16 protein-coding genes and 1 tRNA gene are annotated in these 25,744 nt (G+C 44.7%); 4 read left to right on the plus strand and 13 right to left on the minus strand.

Translation table 11 applies throughout. The features are described from left to right. Positions 1 to 7 precede the first annotated feature (7 nt). A tRNA-Met gene (locus DVO77_RS16375) sits at positions 8 to 84 on the plus strand. Positions 85 to 840: 756 nt separating this feature from the next. Here DVO77_RS16375 and DVO77_RS16380 read toward each other — a convergent pair. From DVO77_RS16380 to DVO77_RS16440, 13 genes are all read right to left on the minus strand, one after another. Next, positions 841 to 1,374: a cell division protein ZapC gene (locus DVO77_RS16380; protein WP_110458921.1), complete on the minus strand. Its 534-nt coding sequence runs from the start codon at positions 1,372 to 1,374 to the stop codon at positions 841 to 843. 159 nt (positions 1,375 to 1,533) lie between these two features. Beyond that, the gene (gene pyrD, locus DVO77_RS16385; protein ID WP_119979054.1) at positions 1,534 to 2,559 is read right to left on the minus strand and encodes a quinone-dependent dihydroorotate dehydrogenase; all 1,026 of its coding nucleotides are present in this window, start codon (positions 2,557 to 2,559) and stop codon (positions 1,534 to 1,536) included. Positions 2,560 to 2,619: 60 nt separating this feature from the next. Then, positions 2,620 to 7,464, minus strand: coding sequence for an NAD-glutamate dehydrogenase (locus tag DVO77_RS16390; RefSeq protein WP_119979055.1), 4,845 nt, complete (start codon positions 7,462 to 7,464; stop codon positions 2,620 to 2,622). Positions 7,465 to 7,731: 267 nt separating this feature from the next. Then, entirely contained in the window at positions 7,732 to 10,038 is a 2,307-nt protein-coding gene (locus DVO77_RS16395) for an efflux RND transporter permease subunit (protein WP_119979056.1), read from the minus strand. 12 nt (positions 10,039 to 10,050) lie between these two features. Continuing rightward, on the minus strand, positions 10,051 to 11,061 hold the full coding sequence (locus DVO77_RS16400) for a WD40/YVTN/BNR-like repeat-containing protein (RefSeq protein ID WP_119979057.1): 1,011 nt from the start codon (positions 11,059 to 11,061) through the stop codon (positions 10,051 to 10,053). 52 nt (positions 11,062 to 11,113) lie between these two features. Then, positions 11,114 to 12,478, minus strand: a complete 1,365-nt coding sequence (locus DVO77_RS16405) for a DUF1329 domain-containing protein (protein ID WP_119979058.1) — start codon at positions 12,476 to 12,478, stop codon at positions 11,114 to 11,116. Between the two features lie 18 nt (positions 12,479 to 12,496). Beyond that, positions 12,497 to 14,545 (minus strand): DUF1302 domain-containing protein, encoded by a 2,049-nt coding sequence (locus DVO77_RS16410; protein WP_119979059.1) that lies wholly within the window; start codon positions 14,543 to 14,545, stop codon positions 12,497 to 12,499. Positions 14,546 to 14,865: 320 nt separating this feature from the next. Continuing rightward, positions 14,866 to 15,084: a DUF2835 domain-containing protein gene (locus DVO77_RS16415; protein WP_119979060.1), complete on the minus strand. Its 219-nt coding sequence runs from the start codon at positions 15,082 to 15,084 to the stop codon at positions 14,866 to 14,868. A gap of 62 nt (positions 15,085 to 15,146) precedes the next feature. After that, on the minus strand, positions 15,147 to 17,708 hold the full coding sequence (pepN, locus tag DVO77_RS16420) for an aminopeptidase N (RefSeq protein WP_119979061.1): 2,562 nt from the start codon (positions 17,706 to 17,708) through the stop codon (positions 15,147 to 15,149). A 74-nt stretch (positions 17,709 to 17,782) separates the two neighbouring features. Continuing rightward, positions 17,783 to 19,828: a carboxy terminal-processing peptidase gene (gene prc / locus DVO77_RS16425; protein ID WP_119979062.1), complete on the minus strand. Its 2,046-nt coding sequence runs from the start codon at positions 19,826 to 19,828 to the stop codon at positions 17,783 to 17,785. Positions 19,829 to 19,859: 31 nt separating this feature from the next. Next, the gene (gene proQ / locus DVO77_RS16430) at positions 19,860 to 20,501 is read right to left on the minus strand and encodes an RNA chaperone ProQ (RefSeq protein ID WP_119979063.1); all 642 of its coding nucleotides are present in this window, start codon (positions 20,499 to 20,501) and stop codon (positions 19,860 to 19,862) included. 284 nt (positions 20,502 to 20,785) lie between these two features. Next, entirely contained in the window at positions 20,786 to 21,244 is a 459-nt protein-coding gene (locus DVO77_RS16435) for a GAF domain-containing protein (protein ID WP_110458911.1), read from the minus strand. Between the two features lie 16 nt (positions 21,245 to 21,260). Further along, positions 21,261 to 21,545 (minus strand): YebG family protein, encoded by a 285-nt coding sequence (locus DVO77_RS16440; RefSeq protein ID WP_110458910.1) that lies wholly within the window; start codon positions 21,543 to 21,545, stop codon positions 21,261 to 21,263. Between the two features lie 247 nt (positions 21,546 to 21,792). Between DVO77_RS16440 and DVO77_RS16445 the strand changes: the two genes are divergently transcribed. Genes DVO77_RS16445 through DVO77_RS16455 form a run of 3 tightly spaced genes read left to right on the plus strand, consistent with a single transcriptional unit; the run spans position 21,793 to position 25,643 of the window. After that, a complete protein-coding gene (locus DVO77_RS16445; protein ID WP_162599241.1) occupies positions 21,793 to 22,407 on the plus strand; it encodes a paraquat-inducible protein A in 615 nt (204 codons plus the stop codon). After that, a complete protein-coding gene (locus DVO77_RS16450; protein WP_110458908.1) occupies positions 22,400 to 23,032 on the plus strand; it encodes a paraquat-inducible protein A in 633 nt (210 codons plus the stop codon). Before DVO77_RS16445 ends, DVO77_RS16450 begins: the two co-directional genes overlap by 8 nt. After that, the gene (locus DVO77_RS16455) at positions 23,019 to 25,643 is read left to right on the plus strand and encodes a PqiB family protein (protein ID WP_119979064.1); all 2,625 of its coding nucleotides are present in this window, start codon (positions 23,019 to 23,021) and stop codon (positions 25,641 to 25,643) included. Before DVO77_RS16450 ends, DVO77_RS16455 begins: the two co-directional genes overlap by 14 nt. The last annotated feature ends 101 nt before the right edge of the window (positions 25,644 to 25,744 follow it).

Here is a 25,744-nt window from a genome sequence, read left to right on the forward strand (position 1 = left end):
ATACGGACGCGGGATGGAGCAGTATGGTAGCTCGTCGGGCTCATAACCCGAAGGTCGTCGGTTCAAATCCGGCTCCCGCAACCAATTCTTGAGTAGCAGAATTAAAACACTACAGCGTTTGATACATACGGACGCGGGATGGAGCAGTATGCTAGCTCGTCGGGCTCAGCACTTTATATAAGCAGCGAAGGTCGTCGATAAGCTTTCAAAAAAGCAATCCGGCTCCCGCAACCAATTCTTGAGTAGCAGAATTAAAACACTACAGCGTTTGATACATACGGACGCGGGATGGAGCAGTATGGTAGCTCGTCGGGCTCAGCACTTTATATAAGCAGCGAAGGTCGTCGATAAGCTTTCAAAAAAGCAATCCGGCTCCCGCAACCAATTCTTGAGTAGTAGAATTAAAACACTACAGCGTTTGATAAGTACGGACGCCAGATGAAACAGTATACCCCAATCTACTCTGCACTTTTAGATAATTAGCTCACACGTTAACTTTCCATTGGACCAATTAACTCCCCCACTTTCATCCTTTATTGCCTTCTTTATTAAAATAATTGCCTTCTTTATTAAAATATCTACTTCTTATCTCTATTAAATCTCCCTTATATTTATTGACTCTAATCAATCTCGCTTCCTATTATCTTGGCGCCAGTCTAAATTTACTCCACCATTAACAAGCACAATTGATAAGTCATAACTAAAACAGTTAATTACATAGTAAATATAAAAGGTCGAACCTTACAAAGGAGATCAAAAAAGGGGCTTGAGGCCCCTATCGTGATATTTAAAACTTAATACAAAACGCAAAGAGAGTTGCACGGGAGCATAAGTGATACCTTAAGCAGCAGCGATTTGTCTACTCGCTTTTACTGGGTGTAGTCTATCATTCATCACTTTAATGCATTCAAACTGTTGTAGTTGCTTAGTGTCACTCAGCAAGAGATTTGGCGATAACAACATCACTAGCGATGCCTGAATATTACTTTCAACAACCATAACATCAACATTAACACCCTGACATCTGAGTTGAAATATTTTAGCCAGTTCGCTGTAAACACAAATCGCCGATGTATCAAAAAACCACGACTTTGGCATTTGTGGTTTTAATAAATAATGAGCCGCTGTCGCATTTAACGCTAACTGAACTTTAACAGCATCTGCAATAGTCATCGTTTTAGACAGACGCTCAACAAATTCAATATAGAATTTCGCATGCTCAACATTGAACTGCATCGCCGTTAATGCGTCAGGAATGAGCAATTTTACTTTATAGGGAGTCAGAAATTCCATATCCGAGCCTAACGAAACGCTTAATACTCCATACGCGTCGTTATATATCCATTGCCAATCCCTTTGTGGCATTAATAACATAACGTGTACCTAATTACTGTCAATACAGACGGATAATAGATGATATTTCATCCAATATCAAAAAAAATCTCATGATTATAATATAGATAACAATACGTTATAATGATCTGGCGCGATCATAATATCGATCGCACCAGATCTTAGATCCCGGCAGGATCATTATTTGTGTTTAATTCGGTAAGCATCAACAATTTCTTTAATTAATTCTGGACCACGATAAATAAACCCAGAATAAATTTGTAGCATAGTGGCCCCCGCATCGAGTTTATCTATAGCATCGCTCGCGTTGTTAATACCACCAACCCCTAGAATTGGAATTTTCCCTTTAAGACAGTCTGCAAGTTGTTTAATGACTTTTGTAGACAATGAATTCAATGGTTTACCACTTAATCCACCAGCTTCGTTTGAGTTAACTAAACCACTAACACCATCGCGAGTTAACGTGGTATTGGTCGCTATTGCGCCATCGAATTCATTACGAATTAATGAGTCGGCAATTTTTTCGATCTCTTCTAATGACAGATCGGGTGCAATTTTCAATGCGATCGGCACGTATTTACCATGCTGCTTAGCAAGATCCTGTTGTTTAGCTTTGAGCGATCCCAATAGATCATCAAGTAAATCACCATATTGCAATGAACGTAAGCCCGGGGTGTTGGGTGATGAAATATTAACCGCGATATAAGCTGCGTACTGGTACACTTTTTCCATGCAGATAAGGTAATCTTCTTTGCCCTGCTCTACTGGCGTGTCTTTATTTTTACCAATATTGACCCCAACCATGGCGCCTGATTTTGCCGCTTTTAAATTAGCGACTAAATTGTCGACCCCTTTATTATTAAAGCCCATACGATTGATGATGGCTTTAGCGGGTTTTAATCTGAAAAGACGAGGTTGTTCATTTCCCGGTTGTGGCCTTGGGGTAACGGTGCCGACTTCAATATGACCAAAGCCCATTGCATGAAAAGCATCAATGCATTCACCATCTTTATCCATCCCAGCGGCTAGACCGACAGGATTAGGAAAGGTAAGCCCCATAAACTTAACGGGAGCAGGCTCAATCTGCTGTGCATAGAAGCAATTAAGCGGTGAATTAGCCGTAGATTTCAGACTATTAATCGCCAGATTATGTGCTTTCTCTGGATCCATCTGAAACATGACTTTTTGTGCAATTTTGTAAAACATGCATTCTCCTAGACCGAAAAAAGCCCCGGCTATTGCCAGGGCTTATTATTATTATAAATTTTACGATTGACCTTCACAATGAAGGATCAACAGGTTCAGCTCACGTAACGCGACTGAAAACTTAGCAAACTCGTGGGTTTGCGATGTCTTAAAGTCTGCAAGCATGTGGAACCATCTTTCCAATAAGCCCTGATTGGATTCGATCCACTGTGCAATAATGGTGTCAGCCTCACAACTGTCGGTACAGGTGCGTAGTACAACCGAACTAAGCGCACGTTGTTGCCAATCAAGCTCTTCTCTAAATGCGGCTCTAGCTAATGCTTGCCAATGGTTAGCCACAGGCTGAGCACTAATTTGATCCAGGAACCAATGCAATTCCACTTTCGCACCTAGCTTAAAGTAAGTTTCGGCCACTAAGGCGACTGGCTTATCTTCAAGTTGAGCAATTTGTGAAATATCCAATGCAGAGAACAAAGTACTCATGTTAACCACATCAGTGGCCACTTTCTCAGGCACACCCTCTTTGACTAACGCAGCGATTTCAGCACCAATTTCGTTGACTTCATCTTCAACCATATATTGATGCACATTTTCACGCAGCGCTTCAAATACAGGTCTATATAGGCCAACCGTCTGCTCAATACCTTGGTTACGACTGCGGTGACGTAAGAACCAACGACATGCGCGGCGTAAATTACGACGTAGTTGGTGTAACATCTCACCTTGAACCACTGCTGGTACCACACCATTAAGTGCCGTAATAGATTTAGTTAATTCTGCTAAACCAAACACTTCACGCGCCATAGTGTAACAAATGGCAGCTTCTGCTACTGAGGCACCAGTCTCATCTTGCATACGTTGTACGAAATTAAGCCCCATATCATTAACCAATTCGTTGGCTAATGAAGTGGCAATAATCTCAGCACGCAGTGGATGGTTTACCATACGCTCGGTGTAATTTTGTTGCAGTTGCTTAGGGAAATACTCAACTAACAACTGACTCAAGAAGCTATCTTCGGTAATTTCTGGAGTCAATAATTGCTCTTTAAGCACCATTTTCGCGTAAGCCACCAGCACTGATAACTCTGGACGTGTCATGGCTTTACCATTGGCCAGACGTTCGGCTAACTCATCATCTGAAGGTAAGAACTCCAATGCTCTATCGAGCTTATCTTCTTTTTCGAGATAATGAATGAAACGAATTTGCTCTTTCAGTTGCTCGGCACCACGTACCTGAGTCACAGAGATGGTGCGCGTTTGATCTTTACAATCTTGCAGTACAATACGGCTTACTTCGTCAGTCATCTCGACTAATAAGCGGTTACGCTGCTTCAATGTCATCTCACCTTCTGCCACTAACGCATTAAGTAAGATTTTGATATTCACTTCGTTATCTGAGCAATCCACTCCACCGACGTTATCAACGAAGTCGGTATTAATGCGGCCACCGGCAGCGGCATATTCAATACGTCCTAATTGGGTACAACCTAAGTTGCCGCCTTCGCCGACGATACTCGCCTTCACTTCACCGCCATTAACGCGCAGTGCATCGTTAGCTCTGTCGCCTACTTCGGCATGTGTTTCGCTTGATGCTTTAATATAAGTGCCGATACCACCGTTCCAAATCAGATCAACCCGCATCTTCAGCAGCTCTTTAAGCAGCTCATTAGGGGTCATCGATGCCTTTTTGGTATCCAACATCGTCTTGATCTCTGGGGTCAAGGTGATGGATTTGGCACTACGTAAGAAAATGCCACCGCCTTTTGAAATCAACTCTGGGTTGTAATCTTCCCAGCTCGAGCGAGGCAAAGTAAACAAACGGGCACGTTCTTTATAGCTAGAGGCAGCATCAGGAGTTGGGTCAATAAAGATGTGCATATGGTTAAATGCAGCGACTAAACGTGTATGTTCAGACAACAACATACCATTACCAAACACGTCACCAGCCATGTCGCCTATACCTAAACAGGTAAAGTCGGTGGTTTGACAATCGATACCGATCTCACGGAAATGGCGTTTAACCGACTCCCATGCACCTCGGGCGGTGATCCCCATCTTCTTGTGGTCATAACCGTTACTGCCACCCGATGCAAACGCATCGCCTAACCAGAAGCCATATTCCTCTGAAATAGCGTTAGCAATATCAGAGAAGGTCGCGGTGCCTTTATCGGCAGCCACCACTAAATATGGGTCGTCTTCATCATGACGAACCACATTGACAGGCGGCACGACTTCACCTTCGATGATATTGTCAGAGATATCCAACAAACCACGAATGAACAAGCGGTAACACTCTTGACCTTCGGTAAACATGGCATCACGACCACCTTCGCTTGGCAGTTGCTTGCAGACAAAGCCACCTTTCGCCCCGACAGGCACAATCACTGTGTTTTTAACTTGTTGTGCTTTGACCAAACCCAGCACTTCAGTGCGGAAATCTTCGCGGCGGTCCGACCAACGTAACCCCCCACGAGCCACTTTACCACCCCGTAAATGAACGCCTTCAACCCGCGGTGAGTAAACAAAAATTTCAAACTTAGGCAATGGGCGTGGCATTTCAGGAATAAGTTCTGGAGAGTACTTAAACGAAATGTATGGTTTATTGCTACCATCAGCCAAGGTTTGATAGAAGTTAGTGCGCAATGTTGCGTTAATTAAGTCTAGGTAACGACGAATAATGCGGTCATCATCTAGGCTAGACACATCATCTAGGCGCAGATTGATCTGTTCGACAAACTTAGCCAATGTACGTGTTTTTAGTTTAGGATTAAACTTACGAATGAACATTTTAACCAACAAATCAGCGATTTGTGGATAACCACTAAAGGTTTGCTCAATGTAGGCTTGGCTAAAGGTAGCATCAATTTGACGCATATATTTAGCATAAGCACGCAGTATTGAGACTTCGCGTCCCGTTAATCCCGTCGCTAACACTAAACGGTTAAAGCCATCATCTTCTAATTCTTTGTTCCACACTTGTGATAACGCGGTCTGGAATCTATCTTGGCTATCAGCCAAGTTATCGACGGCGGCTCCTTGAACTGTCATCAAGAAGTCTAGAATCCAGAAAGTGGCACCATCGGCCGTTTTGACTTCATATGGACGTTCGTTAATCACTCGAAGTCCGAAGTTTTCTAGCATAGGCAACACATCCGACAGGTGAATGGGCTCATCTTTATGGAACAGTTTAAGCCTAACTTTATTGTCGTTTAGTGCAGTTTCTTGCGGCTGATAAAACAGCATGCCTAATTTGTGATCATCATCAAGCGCTTCGAGGTGTTCAATATCAACCACGGCAGAGCTAGGCAAAGCATCTTCTTTATAACTACGTGGAAATGCATCGATATAACGCTTAAGTAAGCGATTACCCGACTCTTCACCTTGTGCCGAGATTAATGCGCTACTGAGTTTATCTTCCCAAGAACGCGCCGCTTCAATCAGGTTATTTTCAATAGCAGCCACATCTACATCCGTATTATTATTATCTACTTTAACAATGTAATGAGTACGTGCCAGCGTTGACTCTGAAAAATAAGTCGTAAATTCAACGTCTTCATTAGTATTAAAATGTTGCGCCAAAATACGCTGGGTATCTTCACGTAATTTGGTGTTATAACGATCTTTTGAGACATAAACCAAGCAAGATAAGAAACGGCCATAGCCATCTTTACGCACAAACAATTTAAGTTTGTCACGGTCTTGCATCTCAAGTACGCCGCGCGCCATGCTGGCCAATTCTGATTCACGTGCTTGAATAATCTCATCACGCGGCAGCGTCTCAAGAATATGCATTAAGGCTTTGTAATCATGAGAACCAGCTGTCAAACCTGAGGCATCAAGTACCCGCTGGATTTTTTCTGCTAAGAGGGGGATCTCACGTGGGCTGCGATTATACAAGTTAGAAGCGTACAGGCCGATAAAGCGATCTTCACCAATCACGTTGCCCTTTTTGTCGAAACGTTTAATACCGATATAATCGATATAGGCTGGACGATGTACACGGCTCTTTTCACTGCTTTTAGTTAAAATAAGCAAACTTTTATCGAGGGCTTCTTTACGGGCAGTATCAGACAGAGTTGACAACAATAAACCTCTGTTAGACTTAGGCTTACCTGGCACATTCATTAGGCCCAAACTGGTGTCATTATCGGGCACCAACTCTAAGTCACCTTCAACTTTATTGAGGCTATAACGGCGATAACCGAGCAAGGTGAAATGATGATTATTCAAATACGTTAAAAAGTTAATCGCCTCGTCAAGATCGCGTTTTTCACCTGGGAAAGGACGGGTGGCTAACTCTTTAATCGTACTGGTTAACTTGTTTGACATCTTCTGCCAGTCGTTAACCGATGCCGACACATCACCCAATACAGAAGCAATCTCTTTCTCTAAATTCTTGATATCTTCGTCACTGCTAAGGCGGTCAATTTCGATAAGAAATACAGCGACTTTTTCTGATTTTTGGTTTTTATCATCGCCATAGGTAACATTAACAATAGCGTCTTTATCTCGCTGCACCGTGAGCGGCGTATGCAGCATCATATGGGTAGTGATACCCATACGATTAAGAGCCATGCCTACCGAATCAACTAAGAACGGCATATCTGGATGGATCACCTCAATAATAGAGTGAGATGATTTCCAGCCATGTTTAGATTGACTTGGATTAAATACGCGGATGTGAGTTTCACCCACTGGCGTTTTATTAGCCACATTCCAAAGACTGAGTACTGCACCGTAAAGATCGCTATCATTACGTGCATGCAAATCATCTTTTGACATATGTGCATAAATGCAAGTGGCGAACTGCTCTACCTGCTTAGCTTGTGAATTAGGGACTTTTGAGTGAATAAGGTTAACTACATTTTCAAGTAATACTGAAGGCATTGCATCTTTCAAGGCCATGTTACTGTTTCCTTTAGGGTCTATGGCAGCGCTTTTCTTAATTATCTGGATGCTAGAGCATATGACGGGCCAAATAATGTGACCTAGGTCATAGCGCGAAGTCTATTACTAAATGTGCCATATTTCGAGGATTATTTCAGTGGTAGATCCTGCTAAATTGTGTCGCTCACAGGGTTTAATCTCATTAGATGAAAAAACAATCGAAATCTTAGCGTAACTATTCAAAAAGTATGCAAAAAAAAGGAGAGCATCTGCTCTCCTAATACATTACTGCTTTGGGTTTCGCCAGAATACTGCCCCTATCGCCGGTAAAATAATTATGGCACCTAACATATTTACTAAAAACATAAATGTCAGCAAGATCCCCATGTCCATTTGGAATTTTAACGCCGAGAAAAACCAAGTGCTCACCCCAATCGCCAGCGTTAAGCCAGTGAAGATCACCGCACTACCTCGTTCGATTAACGCTTGATGATACGCTTTTTGCACCGGCATGCCGTCACGTAGCTTCACAGCCATGGTCGATAAGATATAAATACCATAATCGACACCAATACCCACCCCCAATGCAATGACGGGGAGCGTACTAACTGCAAGACCAATATCCAGCTGAGTCATTAACGCCTGCGCTAAGGTCGATACCACATACAAGGGTAAAATCACCGCAACCGTTGCCCTTAATGAGCGAAAACTTATCAAACACAGCACAAATACAGCGCCGTAAACATACAACATCATGGGTAGCTGCGCTTCGGCAACAGCTTCATTGGTTGCAGCCATCACCCCTACAGGGCCAGATGCCAATTTGAAGCTGATTTTTTCGTTATCCATTTGCGCCGATAACGCTTTGACCTTGTCGATAACCACTTCTATGGTTTCGGCTTTATGATCGGTTAAAAACAGGTAAACCGGCATCACCGAGCAATTTCCGTTAAGCAAACCCGATGTGGTGGGGATTTGCCCTACCGCTTGCACCAGACTCGCAGTGGTACGCGGCAGCACCTGCCATTTGGGATTGCCCTCGTTAAAGCCGGCGTTAACCCGCTTAGCAATCGATGCCAAACTTGCCGTTGATTCAACCCCTGGGGTATTGGCCGCTAACCATTCAAACTGATCGATTTGTATCAATACATCATGGTAAGTGCACGCTTCTGGAAATGCCTCAACGATAACGGTCATCACATCTGTGGTCACCGAAAATTTATCAGTTATATAGAAGGTGTCTTGATTATAACGACTGTCAAAATGCAGCGCTGGTGCGCCGCCTTGCAAATCGCCAATTTTCATTTTATTGGCTTGTTGCAAACCAACAGCAAACAAGATCACCGTTAGCACTAATACCACAACAGAGAATTTGGGCGTGGCAAAATAGGATAAACGTAACCAAAGCTTATCTATGCCCGCATGGGGCTTAACCGCTAACGGATTAACCTGGGTATATGAGATTAATAAAGGCAACAAGATCAAGTTAGTTAAGATGATGACCGCTACACCCAGTGATGCCGATATCGCCAGTTCGCGAATAATACCGATGTCGATGGCCAGCAGAGTCATAAAACCCACAGTATCGGACAACAGCGCAATGCCACCAGGCACTAGCAAGCTTCTAAAAGCCAGCGCAGCGGCGGCTTTAGTGGTTTCCCCCTCACCCACTCGGCGGCGTACCGCATTGATCATCTGTACGCTGTGGCTAACTCCAATAGCGAACACCAAAAACGGGATCAGAATCGACATAGGATCAAGACCAAAGCCCATAACCGTCAATAAACCTAATTGCCACACCACAGCCACCAAGCTGCACGCTAATGGCAGCAGGGTCAATTTGACTGATTTTGAAAACAGGTAAACCATGATTGCCGTCACCAAAATGGCAATCAAAAAGAACAACACAACTCCTTTAGCCCCTTCGGCAACATCACCGGCCATTTTGGCAAAACCGATGATATGGATTTTAATATGTTCATTTTCATACTGCTCGCGTAGCTCTTTTTCCAACTGAGTGGCAAAGGCTAAGGTGTCTAACGGCTCGCCCGTTTGGGGATCAAAGTCCATTAATTGGGCAGTGACCATCGCCGCAGAATAATCTTCAGCAATAAGACGGCCAACGATACCGGCTTTTTCGATATTACTGCGCACGACTTCTAGCCCTTCGGGCGTGGTAGAGAAATTAGCTGGGATCACCGGTCCACCGGCAAAACCGTCCTCTACCACTTCGGTAAAACGAGTCGAAGGAGAAAACAACGACTTCACTTGCGCCCGATCAACACCTGGAATAAAAAACAGTTGATCATGTACTTGCTTTAGCGAATCAAAAAAATTGGCATTAAAAATATTACCGCTGGTGTCTTCCACTGCCACCATAATGTTGTTAGCGCCACCAAATTGTTTTTGATGCTTTAAATAGGTTTGCATATAACTGTGGTTAAGCGGAATGTTTTTAATAAATGCCGCATCCATGCGTAAATGGCTGGCTTGAAAGCCCAAAAAGAGTGTCACCATTACAAACGCAAAAATTACCAATCCCCGTTGCCTAAAAAGGAACGACTCTAATCCATTAACTACTTTATCTAACATGTCAGGGCCTTATTATTCTTGTTTTAATTCAATGAAACCTTTTGTACCCGCAACCCATTGTTTACCATGAGTATCCCGACTAATAGTAACCAGATTTTCACCTTGGCGTTGTGCGACCATTGCAACAGAACCATCATGATAAACATCGATAATCACGCCAGCATTACCCACGAGCCTTATCTTGTTATCATCGACGATGAGTCCACCATTTAAGGTCGACTGGATCGGCAGTGCTATCTCTTGCCAACTATTTGCTCCATCCTCGCTCTTAAACAGATGACCACGCAGCCCCATAACGTAGACACCTTTGCTTGTCACCAAAGCATTAAATAAGGAGCCGTCATAAGGAAAATCGAGCCGCTGCCAACTGATCCCTTTATCTTCTGAGACCGCCGCTAAGCCTAACTCACCCACCATTAATAAACGCGAATCATCAAGCTGTACCACGCGATTAAAATGGGGCAGCAAGGTACTGCGTTCACTGAGGTATAAGGCTTCATCTTCGGCTTTTAAGTCTTCAAGGTAGGCAATATCTTCTTCAAATAACAGCTCAGCATGAAACTCAGGCTCCCACGCATTGCCGCCATCTTTACTGCGATAAAACATGCCATAAGCCCCAATGGCAATGCCGTTGAGCTCATCGAAAAACAGCACATCCATGAGGGGTTTTTCTATCTCAGGCGAACTCATCTGCACCTGCCAACTAAGCCCGCCATCTTGGGTGTGTAATACCGTGGCATCATGACCCACTGCCCAGCCAAGCTTGCCATCAAGCAGATAAACCTTAGTTAAATGGGCTTGAGTTGGTGATGGACGCTGCAGCCAGTTGTCATCAAATATAAACAGATGCCCGCGCTCACCAACCGCCACGGCAGTGTCAGCCTTGAGCGTTGAGTCTAATACTAAGGAGTGCACGGCTAATGGTTGAATGGATGAGCTGATATCGGTCTCGGCGCACACTGTGTTTATGTTCGAGGTAAGCAACACAGACAACACGGCCAGTCGAAGCATGCTAAACGACATACAAACTTCCTTTTGTAATGGAGAGGCCTTTTGGCCTCTCCCTAATTGGTGATTAACGAATACCCGCACGTCGTAGTGCTGCTGGAGTGAAGTTTGCCTCACTCAACTGTGCATCAAAATTATACATACGACCTTCGTTATCTAAGCCCATAGCAAGATAACGACGCGATTGCAGATCATGGATAACTTCTAAGGTGGTCCACAAGGTGGGCACTTCATAGTAGTTAATCGCATGAGCTACGCCGACGCGATACAACTCATCGCGGTTATCGTACATATCGGTTAACGACACTTGCCAAGAGTCTTCATCAATATAAAACACGCGGGTTTTATAGATATGACGCATCCCCTCTTTGAGCTGCGCCTTAACGACCCATACACGGTGTTTTTCCCAGCGAACATGCTCAGGGTTGATATGACCTGCCTGCAAGATTTGATCATACTTGAGCTTATCTGAATGCAACTTATAGTCGTTGTAAGGGATATAGATCTCTTTCTTACCCATTAACTCCCAGTTATAACGCACAGGCGAGCCGTTAAACATGTCAAAGTCATCTGTGGTACGCAGCCCATCAGATACTGTGCCTGGTGTATCAAATGCGACATTGGGCGCCTTACGCACTCGGCGCTGGCCCGTGTTATAGGTCCAGGCTTGGCGCGGCAGGGCTTCTTGATCCATCGTCTCTTTAACCAATAACGCCGTACCTGCTAAGCGGGCTGGCTGTGTCACTACCTGCTTGAAATAAAACAGTGTATTGGAGGCCTTTAACTGATCTAAGGTCATTTCTGGACGTGAATATTCAAAACGCAGCTCTTCAGCAGTTTCAACCAAGGTATAACTGCCACTGGCCGTAGGTGCTGCTTGACTGCGCGAGGTTTCAAGGTCCACACCACGAAAACGCAATACATGGTTCCAGATAGCTTCTAACCCATTTTGCGGAATTGGAAATGGGATCCCAACCGTAGCGCCGGAAATACCATTACCGTCGGCAATTAACTCGGCACGAGTCGCGTTGGCCTTGGTGGCATCGTAGACAAATTGTGGTACCGAAGCCGTCCTGCGAGTCTGATACACATTCATCTTGTATGTGTCTGGATAGAGCTCAAACAGTTTGAGTTGCCCCTCGGTGAGATTTGCCTTGTACTTATCTTTGTTAGCATTAGTGATGGTAAATTCAATTTTATCAGTAGCAAAAGGATCTGGATGGTGCATCCCTTTTTCGAAACCTGCGACCACTTTCGTGATACCACCATCCCACGCAGGAATAGATCCATCTGCGTTAGCCGCTTTTTCGCCGCCAAGTGGCGTTAATGATGTGCCTAATTTGGCCGCGTCGGCCTCTGATACTTTGGCAATGGCTGCAGGGGCGCTCAATGCAACGATCACAGCAGCTGACAATATGGCTAATTTCTTCATCGTTATTGTCCTTGTGAATTAGATTGAATACTTGATGTTAAATGACACGTAATCACGATCAGACATCTGATTAGTCGTGCCTACACCACCAAAGAAAGAGTTATAGGAGAAATCGGCTCCCCAACGGCTTTGATAATCGAAGTTAACCCCGATAGCGACCGCTTTCTTACCTTCGGTAAATAGGAACATAGGATCAGGGGTTATCCCTTTAACATCATGAGAGAAGATAATGCGCGGTGCCATGTTCACACCCGCAAACAAGTTGTTGTAGTCCGCCTTGGCTACAATTCGATAACCCCATGAAAAATCAGTTGGGAACGGATTGGTTTCTGGGCCGTTATGCAGGGCTTCGATAATGCCAGGCATATCAGGATTTCCCCCTGAACGAGCCGTGCCAGGGCCATTTAAACGCAGCTCATCAAAGCCAGGCATATCGTGGATCCACACACCACCGACTTCGGCTAACATGGTTAAGTTACTGGTGCCTAAAGTAGGGCCAAATAAATGCGTAAAGGTAACCTGTGCTTGAGTAGTATCACGCAGAATATACCCTTTGGCTGACTCGCCTGAGCCTATACCTTCAATTTGCGATATACCGTCTAAATCAGGGCGTAATCCGGCATTGGCGAGTTGCTGAGGCATGGCGGCAAATAAGAGTTCAACGTCATCAATTTGCAGCGGCTCATCTTGACGATGGGCTATTTCACCCGCAACGGACGTATCACCAATCAAGGTGTTAAAACTGAAGCCATAAAGCTGAATATCTTCAGGATATTCAATTTGTGCCTTAGAAAAGGTTTCTAGCCCTAATAAGGTGTTACGATCGACTGTGCCTCCGGCAGCAGCAACGGCGCCCAGCTTAGCTAAGTCTCGCCCAATCGCCTCGGTAGTAAAATTAGCCGCGGTGCCACTGATCAAAGGACGGCGGCTATGGTAGTTCATGTAATACAAACCAAATTCAGTTTCACCCAATTCTGGCGCATAGTAACCAAACTTAACACCGTACTGTCCTGAATCACTGGCACTGGCTTGATCTTTAACTAGAGTGGCTTTGGTCGGATACGCTAAAGCCAATTTCCCTAAGGTCTCGGCATCATATTGCCCCGAAGCCATCATCTGTAACAAGTTATTGTATTCTGAGACAATAAAATCGAGATTCATGTCTGGGTTAGCATTAAAGCCCAGCTGCGCATTTTGACCATAGCCACCATAACCGGCAAAGTCATTGGTGGAAAAAAACGAGCCTGGCGTTGGCACCCATACTGGTTCCCAATCATATTGGTAGAAAGCTTCAACAGACAGAAAATCGGTAACCCCCAGTGATGCCCACACCATGCCCTGTGGCCTAAAGGCTTCTTTTAATTCAGCCCCTGGAGCATTAAGAATATTCAAATCCACCGGGTTAATCACACCGATACCGTGGGCAATCAGGGTACTTTCCCCCCACGACACGACTTGGTTACCCACTCGAACTGTTAGCGGGTTAGCACCATCATTAAAATCGAAATTACCGTAAACAAACGCATCGAGCAGGCGCACATCTTTACATTGCACCTTAGAGGCCTCGGAGTCGGCACAAGGATCATATTCTTTACCCGTTAATGGGTCACTGTAACCATAACTGCCGTCATTGGCCTTTTGATCGTAGAAGTACATGCCACGAGCAAACAGACCATAGTTTTTATATTGTAACGACAGCTCATGTAGGCCTTTAAACACCATTGAAGTAACGTCGCCTTGAGAATAGAGCATGTTACTCAAGTCGCCGTTACTGGAATATGAGCCGGGTTGAGCCCAGATCTCTGCTGAAGAATATTTGGTATTGTTAAACGCGGAATAATTTGACCAGTCGAAGCGCGGGTGATTCACTTTACCAATATGATCATCCCAGTTTCGCTCTTCAACTCGCCAACTTGCGCCAGCACTCCAAGTTGAATCAAACGAACCTTGCACTTCCCCCCAATCAAACGACACCGCCTGAACAAGTGGCGTAGTTGTGATGCTCAACGCTGCAATAATCCCCAAAGCAAGCGTTGACTTATTAAAGCCATTTTTAAGATTTTTCATTTTAGCTCTTCTCCGTAACCTGCTGGATTCTTTGTTATAGGAATGGTAGCCAACATCTTGTTAGCGTACAGGTAACACCATTGTTACAGCATTTACTATCGATGAGCAAGGTGTAAAAAGAGAAAATTACCTTGATATTTGGATACTTAAGCTAAATAAAACCGTACATTTCAAACGCACGATTTAAATAAGCAGATACAAGAGATTAACAAAAAGGAAGGTGTATCAAAAAAGCAATAATAAACAGGCAATTATATTTATAAAATGGGAAAGATTACGCTGGAGATTTACGATCACCCGTTTGAAGTAATCACTCTAGTTTATTGTACGCGAGTCAAAGAACGAAACTGCCCTGCATCATCGAGCTCTAATCTAAAATGACCAGACAGGCCACCTGTTGTTAAGAAAGGTCGAAAGTGACGGGCATTGATCCACAGCGTTTTCCCCCCAGTTTCCTTAACTTCGACTTTATCCACATATCCTTGATAATAATTTAAAAAATCATGGTAACTGACATAAATTGAAAAGAAAAAGACCATAATATCGTCAACAATAATAAGAACAAAAATGACGAGGCAGAGGCTGCCTCGTCGCTAACAGTTTATGCCAATGCCTTGGACACTTTCTCAAACAGATCATTCGACAGTTGTGGTAGGGCAAGTATTTGCTGTAATGATTGCTGCATCAATACCTGCCGGCTCTCATCAAACTTCTTAAACTGTATTAACGGCGTAATAATGCGCGCCGCAACCTGTGGATTAAGCGTATTCAACTCAATAATGACATCAGTTAATAATTGATAACCTGCGCCATCTTGACGATGGAATACCGCCAAGTTTGCCGCCGAAAACGCCCCAATTAACGCGCGAACACGGTTAGGATTTGACAGGCTAAAAGCTGGGTGTTGCATCAAGGTTTTAATCGCGTCGATGCGCTCATCACCTGCACAGGTGGCCTGTAACGTAAGCCATTTATCCATCACCAGTGGCGTTTGAGACCAGCGCTGCTGAAAATCATCTAGCAGCGTTTGTCTAAGCACACTGTCTTCACTATTGAGCGCCGTTAGCGCGCCTAAACTGTCAGTCATATTAGTGGCATGACGATATTGGTTTTCGGCTAAGGTTTGATGTTCATCTGACACATTGAGCAATAATAACAAGGCCGCATTCTTCAGCGAGCGCGCCGCAGGTGCATCAATCGCCGCCAGCTCTCGGTATCGAGCCAGTAACTCATCTTCACAGCCACTGGCTATCTCTTCAAGCACAAATGTACGCGCCATCGACAAGGCATCGATATCGGCCTCATTGACTTGCTCAATCAGGGTCGACAGATTGGGAAAATGTAATATTTCGGCCAGTAAGGCCTGATCGAGATCCGGCTCCAGCAATAAGCCTTTTATTGCATCAATTAAACGGCTGTCGATGTGCATGCTTTGTCCCGCTTGAAGGCTAGCCACATTGTGCCACACAGACTGGCTAAATAACGTCACCGATGCTTCCCATTTAGCCACTTCACTCGAGGCAAAGCGGATTAAGTGGAGCAGCTGCTCAATACTGTAGTTAAAGAGCAATTTTACTGGCGCCGAGAAATTTTGTAATAACGACGGCACAGGGGCACTTGGTAGATCATCAAACACAAAAGTCTGCTCTGCTTGTGTGACATCGAGTACTCGATTGAGTATCGATTCACCCTCGGCGCTCAGCAGTTCGAGATCAAATGGAATATGTAACGGCCATTTTTCTGCTTGCTCAGCAGTAGGCAATGTACGCTGCGAAATATGTAAGCGATATTGATTCGCCCCGGCATCATATTCCTCTTTAACTGTGACTAAGGGCGTTCCCGATTGACTGTACCAACGTCTAAATTGGCTTAAATCGACGCCGCTGGCATCTTCCATCGCCGCCACAAAATCGTCACAGGTGACCGCCTGACCATCATGACGTTCAACATAACATTTCATCCCTGCCTGAAAGCCGGTTTCACCTAACAAGGTATGCATCATGCGGATCACTTCAGCGCCCTTGTTATACACAGTGACGGTATAAAAATTATTCATCTCAATTACAGATTCGGGACGAATAGCATGAGCCATAGGGCTGCTGTCTTCGGCAAATTGCTGGTTTTTGATGACCTTAATCGCATGGATACGATTAACCGCGCGCGAACCAACGTCTGAGCTAAATTCTTGATCCCGAAAAACCGTTAAGCCCTCTTTCAAGCTTAATTGAAACCAATCACGACAAGTGATGCGATTGCCGGTCCAGTTATGAAAATACTCATGGGCTACTACAGATTCGATGCCATGATAATCATCATCCGTTGCCGATGCGGTATCGGCCAACACATACTTGGTGTTAAATACGTTGAGGCCTTTATTTTCCATGGCGCCCATATTGAAAAAATCGACCGCAACAATCATGTAGATATCGAGATCGTATTCCAAATCAAAACGCTGTTCATCCCAAGCCATCGACTTTTTCAGAGATGCCATCGCATGATGGGATTTATGCAAGTTACCTTTATCCACAAAAACTTGCAGTGCAACTTCGCGACCGCTTTTGGTCACAAAGCTGTCTTGTAGCAGGTCGAAATCACCAGCTACCAGAGCAAATAAATAAGCAGGTTTTGGAAACGGATCCTGCCAGCAGACGAAATGACGACCACCATCAAGGTCGCCAGCTTCTACTTGATTACCGTTACTGAGCAAATAAGGAAACGCTTGCTTGTCGGCTTCCACTCGCACAGTGTAAATCGCTAACACATCTGGGCGGTCGAGAAAATAAGTGATGCGTCTAAACCCCTGCGCCTCACATTGGGTGCAGTAGGCGCCATCGGACATATAAAGGCCTTCAAGGGCTGAGTTCGCCCCAGGGTCAAGACGGGTTATCACTTGCAGTTCAAACTCAGCGGCTAGATTTTCCAGCAACAGTTGACCATCTTGGACTTGATAAGGATAAGGGTTACCATCAACGGTCAAGGCCTCAATCGACAACGCTTCACCATCGAGTAATAAGGAAGTCGCGCTGTCATTTAGACGACGCACTTGGCTGGTTGCCGTCACTCTGGTATCACTGCCAGCCAACACAAAGTCAAGCGCTACATGGCTAATGGTATAATCTGGTGCGCGGTAATCTTTTAGGTATTTCGCTTGAACTTGCGTCATCACAGTTCCTCTTGTCACTTAAAATTTGATAAAAAAAACGCGCCAATAGCGCGTTTTTTATTCTAGGCAGCCATTTATTTAGACTGATTTTTAGCCACTTGTTCCATGTCTACCATATCGAGAGTGATAAACACAGTTTCATCTAAGAATGCATCGGGTAACGCCATCTCATCGTCGGCATCGTCGAGCGATGTCAATGGTGTTAAGCCTTTAACAGCACGGCGCTCGTTTAAACGTGCTAACTGCTTACTATCACTCGCCTCTCGTTCGGCAATACGCTCTTTTTCCACTAAGGAGACACTGGTTTCTTTATGGCTTTTCTTAAATTCTGCAATATCTTGATAAATATAGCTAAATTCTACGTCTTGCTTAATTCGTTGTTGATGACGGCCATCTAAATTAACCACCAAATTTGAATTGATGTCGCCTAGGGTGCTGTATTGAGCCATCGGCACCTTGTCCCACGGCAATGCATTATCTTCTTCGGCTTCGCCATATTCACCCGGCTCTAAGGCACTAGGGAACGGAATATCGGGTGTGACACCTTTAATTTGGGTGCTGCCGCCATCGATGCGGTAAAACTTAGCGATGGTGTATTGCACATGCCCAATCGGCTTATCGTACATATCATAGATACGCCCGAGGCTTTTATGCTGCTGCACTGTGCCTTTACCAAAAGTCGACTCACCAACGATAAGTGCGCGATCATAATCTTGCAACGCCGCGGCAAAAATTTCAGATGCAGAAGCGCTATAGCGATCGACCATCACTGTCAGTGGACCTGCATAAGCAACCCGACCATCATTATCACGGTTTTGTGAAACTCTACCGTTGGCATCACGAATTTGCACTACTGGGCCTTGTTCAATAAACAAGCCGGTTAACAAGGTGGCTTCGGTTAATGCGCCGCCCCCGTTGCCACGCAGATCTATGACGACCCCTTCAACATTTTCTTGTTTCAGTTTGGTCAGCTCTTTAAACACGTCTTGCGACAGGTTCATGTAAAAGCCTGGGATCTTAATGACACCGATTTTGCGACCAGCATAATCTCCGCTTGAAGGCTCAATCACCTCAGAGGTCGCTGCGCGATCTTCTAGGCGAATCTTATCACGAACAATTGTGACATAAGTGGGTTTAGCTGAAGAGCCACCTTTCTTAGGTAAGACTTGCAGCACCACTTTACTGCCTTTTGGGCCTTTAATGAGTTCAACAACATCATCGAGACGCCAGCCAATCACATCGACTATCTCTTTACCTTCTTGGCCAACACCAACGATGCGATCTTCAGGGGAGAGTTTTTCACTGTTAGCCGCAGGGCCACCAGCAACTAAACTTTTTATTACGGTGTAATCTTCATCCATCTGCAGCACCGCGCCTATGCCTTCAAGGCTTAGGTTCATTTCCATTTGGAAACGCTCAGCGTTGCGCGGAGAAAGGTAACTGGTATGCGGTTCTACCGAGCGAGAAAAGGCATTCATCACGCCTTGAAATACATCTTCACTCTTAGTTTGGCTCAAACGTTTGATGGCGTTGTTGTAGCGCTTTTCTAGCACTTCAACAATTTCATCCCACGTTTTACCTGTGAGTTTGAGGTTGAGGGCATCGTATTTGACCCGCTGACGCCATAGCTCATTGAGTTCGGCTTCATCTTTTGGCCAAGCCGCCTCTTCTCTATCGTAATGATAGCTGTCACCAGGGACGTTAAAGTCAATTTCAGTATCGAGCAGGGATAATGCATAAGCGAAACGGTCATATCGGCGCTGTTGAGCCAAGTCAAACATCTTATACGCTGCGGCTAAATCGCCACTCTTAAGCATGTCATCAAATTCGGTTGCATAGACCTTAAAACTGTCAACATCGCTTTGTAATAACACATTACGGCGATAATCCAGCTGCTTTAAGTAGCGGTCGAACACCTGCATTGCAAAGGCATCATCAAAGTTAAAACGATGATAATGATTGCGTGCATAGGTGTCGGCCACTCGCTTACTCGCCACTTTATGTTGTGGCTCTTGATTCAAAGAGGGCAACTCGCTTGATGGAATTGTAGGCGTCAATGCCCAAGCCGAGAATCCTACAAAAATGCTGGCAATGGAAGCTACCAGAGTTAGTTTTCGCATCAACAAGTTACTCCTTTGTACAATAGAACAGTTATAGCAGAATATGTTCAACCTTCACTTTAATGGTTAATCCTGAATCTAACTGCACTTGTATATCTTCTTTTTTGATGTCGAGTACGACACCCGCTACTGGTGATTTACCAAGTTTGACATTGACGCGTTGATTTGGTTTCAACTCGCCTAAGACAGCAGGCGTCAAATTTTGTACTGCAACGTCAGGTTTGGCCACTTTAGCCGCCGCAGGCTTGCGCTTAGGCGTAGGCTTTTTAAAGGGCTTCTTTTCAGCCTTAGGCTGAGTATTTTCGCCCTTGCTAGCTGCCGCTTTTGCTAGACGTTTAGCCTTGGCTTTTTCTTGACTCTCTTTCAGTGTAGCTTGTGCATGATCGATATGCTCTTGCTCTAGCTCACCGCATTCGTTGCCATCAAGGTCAACACGCTTAGCCCCAGCTTTGATACCTTTCAGGTAGCGCCAACTGCTAGTATAGCGACGTAAGGCAATTCTCAATTGAGTTTTACTGACTTTAGAATCATCAGCTAACCTTTCAGCCAAGTCCTGAAACAATCCAATTTTAAGAGGTTTAGTTTCACCTTCAGCAATAAAGCACAAAGGAAATGTTTCATATAAATACGCAAGAATAGCGTTGGTGTCGGTCAACTTTTCTGTTGATTCCATCATTACTTCCACAGTTAAAAAAGGGACTATCACCACACCAAACATCTATTGGTGGGCGTGTCGTTCATATTTGTTAGATGCTGTTAACGGGCATGATCTTACCTAGCGTAGATACACCCGTTAGCGTTTCGTCTAACATACCTTATCAATTACACTTAACAAACGCCAAGTATTCATTTCAAGCAATGAAATACTCCCCCAGCGTTTTTGATGTTCGCCAAGCAGCCTATTATAAGCCTGCTAGATACGAATGCGACCACCAATTGCGCAAAATTGATGTTAGTTTAAGCAAATAAAGCCTTTTCCAAACTTTTTACTACTAATTCAAGGCCATTTTCGTCGACTTTATCAAATCTGTCCAAAGATGGGCTATCGATATCGAGAACCGCGATCACTTGGCCATTGCGTCTTAATGGGATGACAATTTCAGAATTACTCGCCGAATCACAGGCAATATGGCCGACAAATTGATGTACATCGGCGACACGTTGCGTGGTATTGGTCTGCGCTGATGTGCCACAAACCCCCTTGCCCATTGGAATACGAGTACAAGCCACTTTTCCTTGGAAAGGCCCTAATATCAACTGCTCTCCCTCAACCAAATAAAATCCAGCCCAATTGATATCGTCAAGGTTGTCATTAATTAATGCGGAAAAGTTAGCCATGGCTGCGATAAGGTTATCTTCGCCGCTAAATAACGCCTCAGTTTGGCGAGCTAAAGTGTCATAACACACAGAAGTCATAGGGTGTCCTAATAAATTATGCTTTTGATTCAGTTTTTTTACTGGCTTTTTTTACTGCTGCAGGTTTGGTTACCGCACCGCCCTTTAATAAACCCATCAGTTGATCTTTATTTTCAGCTAAATAAAAACTCAATTTTTCCAATGCATCGTCATCAAGGCCTAACTGAGCCTGTTCGATAAAAGGAAGAAGATTGTCGGCGATATCGAGCATCTTATCAAAGGCATCGGCCTCTTTTTTAGATGTGAATGTCATCTTCTCTACCCCTTCTCTGACTACGACAAATTTCGTTATAACTGCCATGCCTGCCCTCATACTGTTTTTATATACAGTCCTAGAATCTCATAAATACAAGTTGTTATGCAAGTGTTCAAATTTATCTGATAGAATCTTGTTCTATTATTTTGCTACCAATGACTTCACAGACACTGAGGCATCATGGTAACGACATGCATAAACAACGGCTTTTTGGATCTGAAAAATAGGGGGCAATAATGTATTTCACCCGTCCCAAACGATAGGAATACGCATCATTACTTCCGATAAAAATGTGTTAGACAAGAGCATTATCCTGTGCCGCTCGTGTGACTTAATCGTCAGCAAGCGGGCGTTACCTATTGGGGTAAGAGCCCTCTGTCCTCGCTGCCATAGTAATTTGTATGACACCCCATATTGCTCCATCAATGGCATGCTCGCCTTGTGCATTACCGCTTTAGTACTGTATTTTCCTGCTAACATTTTCCCTGTATTAGAGTTACATTTTTTAGGCAGTGTACGCACCACAACCGTGATTCAAGGGGCGATGTCGGTGGCATCTCAAGGGTATTGGGTGGTTGGCATTGCAGTTTTAGTGGCTGCGGTTATCGCCCCAGGTTTACTCATCTTGTCTGTATTAACACAAATTTTAATCGTTAAGTATCAAATGAAAAATCCCTTTTTTCGTAATATTTACCGACACCTGTTGCGCTGGCATAGCCTGTTGACTGAGTTGACTATGCTCGAGATATATATGATTAGTATCTTTGTTTCAGTGTTTCAACTCTCCGACTACACCGACCTCTATTTTGGTATAGGGACATTCTCCTTCAGTATTTTATTTATTGTGGTGATTTTCTTGCAGCGTGAATATGATATCGAGCATATGTGGAACCAGCTAAATGAATGACACTCACAGCAACTCGCAAGGACAAGCAGCGGGGATCACCTGTTGCCCTACTTGCGCCAAACTATGCCGGATTGAAGATAACTATTGCCAACGCTGCGGCCAACACGTACAGAGCCGAGATTATGCCAGCATCCAAAAAAGCTGGGCACTACTGATCACCGCAGCCGTGTTGTTGGTGCCAGCCAACTTGTATCCTATTACGGTAATGACAAGCCAAGGACAAGTTCGCCGAGACACCATCTTTAGCGGTATTAATCATTTGATTCATCTAGACTTATGGCCTATTGCTATCATTTTATTTACCGCCAGTATTCTAGTGCCCATGCTTAAAATTATCGGGTTGGCAACCTACCTGCTTGCCATAAGTTATCGTCTACCTATTTCAAAAAAGACATTAATGACAGGCTTTCACATCATTGAATGGATTGGGCGCTGGTCGATGTTGGATCTGTTTGTTATATCGATAACGGCCGCCTTAGTTAATATGGGACAAATATTTGATGCTAAACCCGCCCCTGCTGCAACGGCGTTTGCATTAGTCGTCTTACTGACACAACTGGCGGCGAAAGTATTAGACACGCGTTTACTCTGGGATCGATTGGAAGCGAAAAATGACAAAAATTGAAACACCTAAAGTAGTAAAGAAAAAGTTATTTTCGCCAATTTGGCTGTTACCTATCATCGCGCTGGCGTTGGGTGCTTGGCTGGGCGTCAAGAGTATCCGAGAATCGGGTATCGATGTGCGCATCCATTTTCCGAGTGCCACAGGTATCGACGTCGGTAAAACCTTAGTACGTTATCAAGGTTTAACCGTAGGTAAAGTGGTCGACATTAGCATCGATGATGCTCTGCAAGGTGTGAATGTCGATCTGTTGATGGATTATCGCTCCACCCCATTTTTAAAAGACAACACCAAATTTTGGCTGGTCACCCCTAAAGCCTCAATCACAGGTGTTGAGGGGCTCGATGCGCTTTTTTCCGGTAACTATATCGCCATTCAACCTGGTGATGGCAATGATCGCAATGAGTTTATCGCCGAAGACCAAGCCCCGCCAGTCGCACCAGGTTCCGACGGTTTAATGGTGCAACTGAGTAGCCCTACCTTAGGTTCTCTCGATATAGGCTCGCAAATCTTTTATCGTCAAATACCGGTCGGAAAAATTTTCAGTTATCGCTTAGTCAATGACAGCAGTATCTTATTTAATGCGTACATACAGAAACAGTACACACATTTAGTGAAACAAAACTCACAATTCTGGAACGTCTCAGGTTTAGCCGTCGATGCTTCACTGTCGGGTATCAAGGTAAAAACCGAGAGTCTGTCTGCCATTTTAGCCGGTGGCGTCAGCTTTTCATCCGATCCTAATGGCCTCCAAGCCGAGCCAAATCAACACTATACCATTTTTGATAATAAAGATGCCGCCATTGGTGGCGTGGGGTTCTCACTGCTGGCCAGTAACGCCGATGCCATTCAAACGGGTGCCAGCATTGTATTTCGTGGCATAGAGATCGGCCGCGTCACCCACACACATTTAAGTGACGCTGGCGTCCAATTTGATGCAACATTCGATACCGACTATGCCCATCTCTTGAGTGGTACGGCACAATTTTGGGTCGAAGGCGCCGGCATTTCGACAAAGGGGATTAAACATGCCGCACGCTTACTCACAGGTAGCGTGATCAATTTTATGCCCGGTACAGGTGAGCCTTTAGCACAGTATCCACTACTCGATAGCGCCCCGCCATTACATAACCAACCTTTCGCGTTGACATTAACGGCCAACGAAAACCCAGGCATCAACATTGGAGCACAGGTTCGCTTTAAACAGTTGCCTATTGGCAGTGTCAGCGCTGTGCGGTTTAAACAAGATTACAGCGGCGTCGAATATTCAATAGATATATGGCCAGAATATCAAAGGCTTATTTCATCTGGTAGTTATTTCATCCCTGAATCAGCATTAGCTATTGACGCATCAATTGATGGGATCACGGTGAAGACTCGTGACTTAGATACACTCACTCAAGGGGCGATCAGTCTAATTCAAGGCAAATCTTTAACCCTAGTAAAAGAGCACAGCACCTTAGCGTTATTTAGCTCGCAGAAACAGGCGAAGGAAGCCATCAGTCAAGCGGCTCAGCGACGCATCACCCTGTTGAGCCCAGACGGCGCCGATTTAAGTGTGACATCGCCGCTCTATTTTAAAAAGATGCAAATTGGCCAAGTGCTCGATGTGGCTTGGCAGCCGCAGAGCAACAATTTTGCCATCACCCTAGGCATTGATAAGCAATTTGACTCACTGTTAACCCCTAAAACTGTGTTTTGGCGTAACAGCGCCTTGACTGTCGATGCCAGCTTACGAGGGGTCAATGTAGAGGTAGCTCCTTTGAGTGGCGCGATCAAAGGGAGCGTAAGTTTAGGCCTACTCGATAGCGATAATGCTGTTAATCGCCAACACTTATATGGCTCTAAGGCGCTTGCTTTAGCCAAGGCAACCCCTATCACGCTTAGTTTTCCCGCCACAACTAAGTTAGCGGCCAAGGCCGCTATTCGCTATTTAGGTCATCAGGTGGGTGAAATCGAGCAGGTTAAACTCAATGACGACCTCAGTACGGTGAATGTCGATGCTTATCTTTATGGAGATTATGCCAAGGCATTTACCCGCCAAGATGCGCAATATTTTTTAGTCGATGCACAGATTTCGTTATCTGGCATTCAGGCGGCTGAAACCCTACTTACCGGCCCCTACGTGGCAGTCCTTCCTGGTAATAGTCAACATTTAAGTCAGCATTTTATTGGTCTAACCGACAACCCAGTGCAACTAGATGATGGCTCGCTGCAAGTGACCCTTATCGACAGCAGTTTAGGCTCCATAAGAATAGGCAGTCCCATTATTTTTCGCGGCATTAAGATTGGTGAAATAGCCCATTATCAGCTATCAAACAACGGAACTGAAGTCAACATGCGAGCACAAATCGATACGCGCTATCAACATTTAGTCAATCAAAGCAGTCAATTTTGGGATATGTCAGGCATCAAGATCGATGTAGGTCTATTTTCTGGCGCACAAATAGAAACAGGATCACTTGAGACCATACTCACTGGTGGTATCGGGGTCGCGACACAAGCGGTGACCAGCTCAGCCAATCGACTGGGCAGCAATCAGGCTTTTATCCTACATGATAAACCACAGACTGATTGGCTTGATTGGGCGCCAAATCAACAGCCCAATCCATAATCATCATTAAGCGGCTAACATTAATGAACCAAGACGAGCCTCGCGGTTGCGAGGCATTAATGCGACTCATATCGCGTCTAGACCGATGAATATTGCGTAAA

It is taken from the genome of Shewanella algidipiscicola, assembly GCF_003605125.1.
In the GTDB taxonomy this organism is placed as follows: Bacteria; Pseudomonadota; Gammaproteobacteria; order Enterobacterales; family Shewanellaceae; genus Shewanella; species Shewanella algidipiscicola.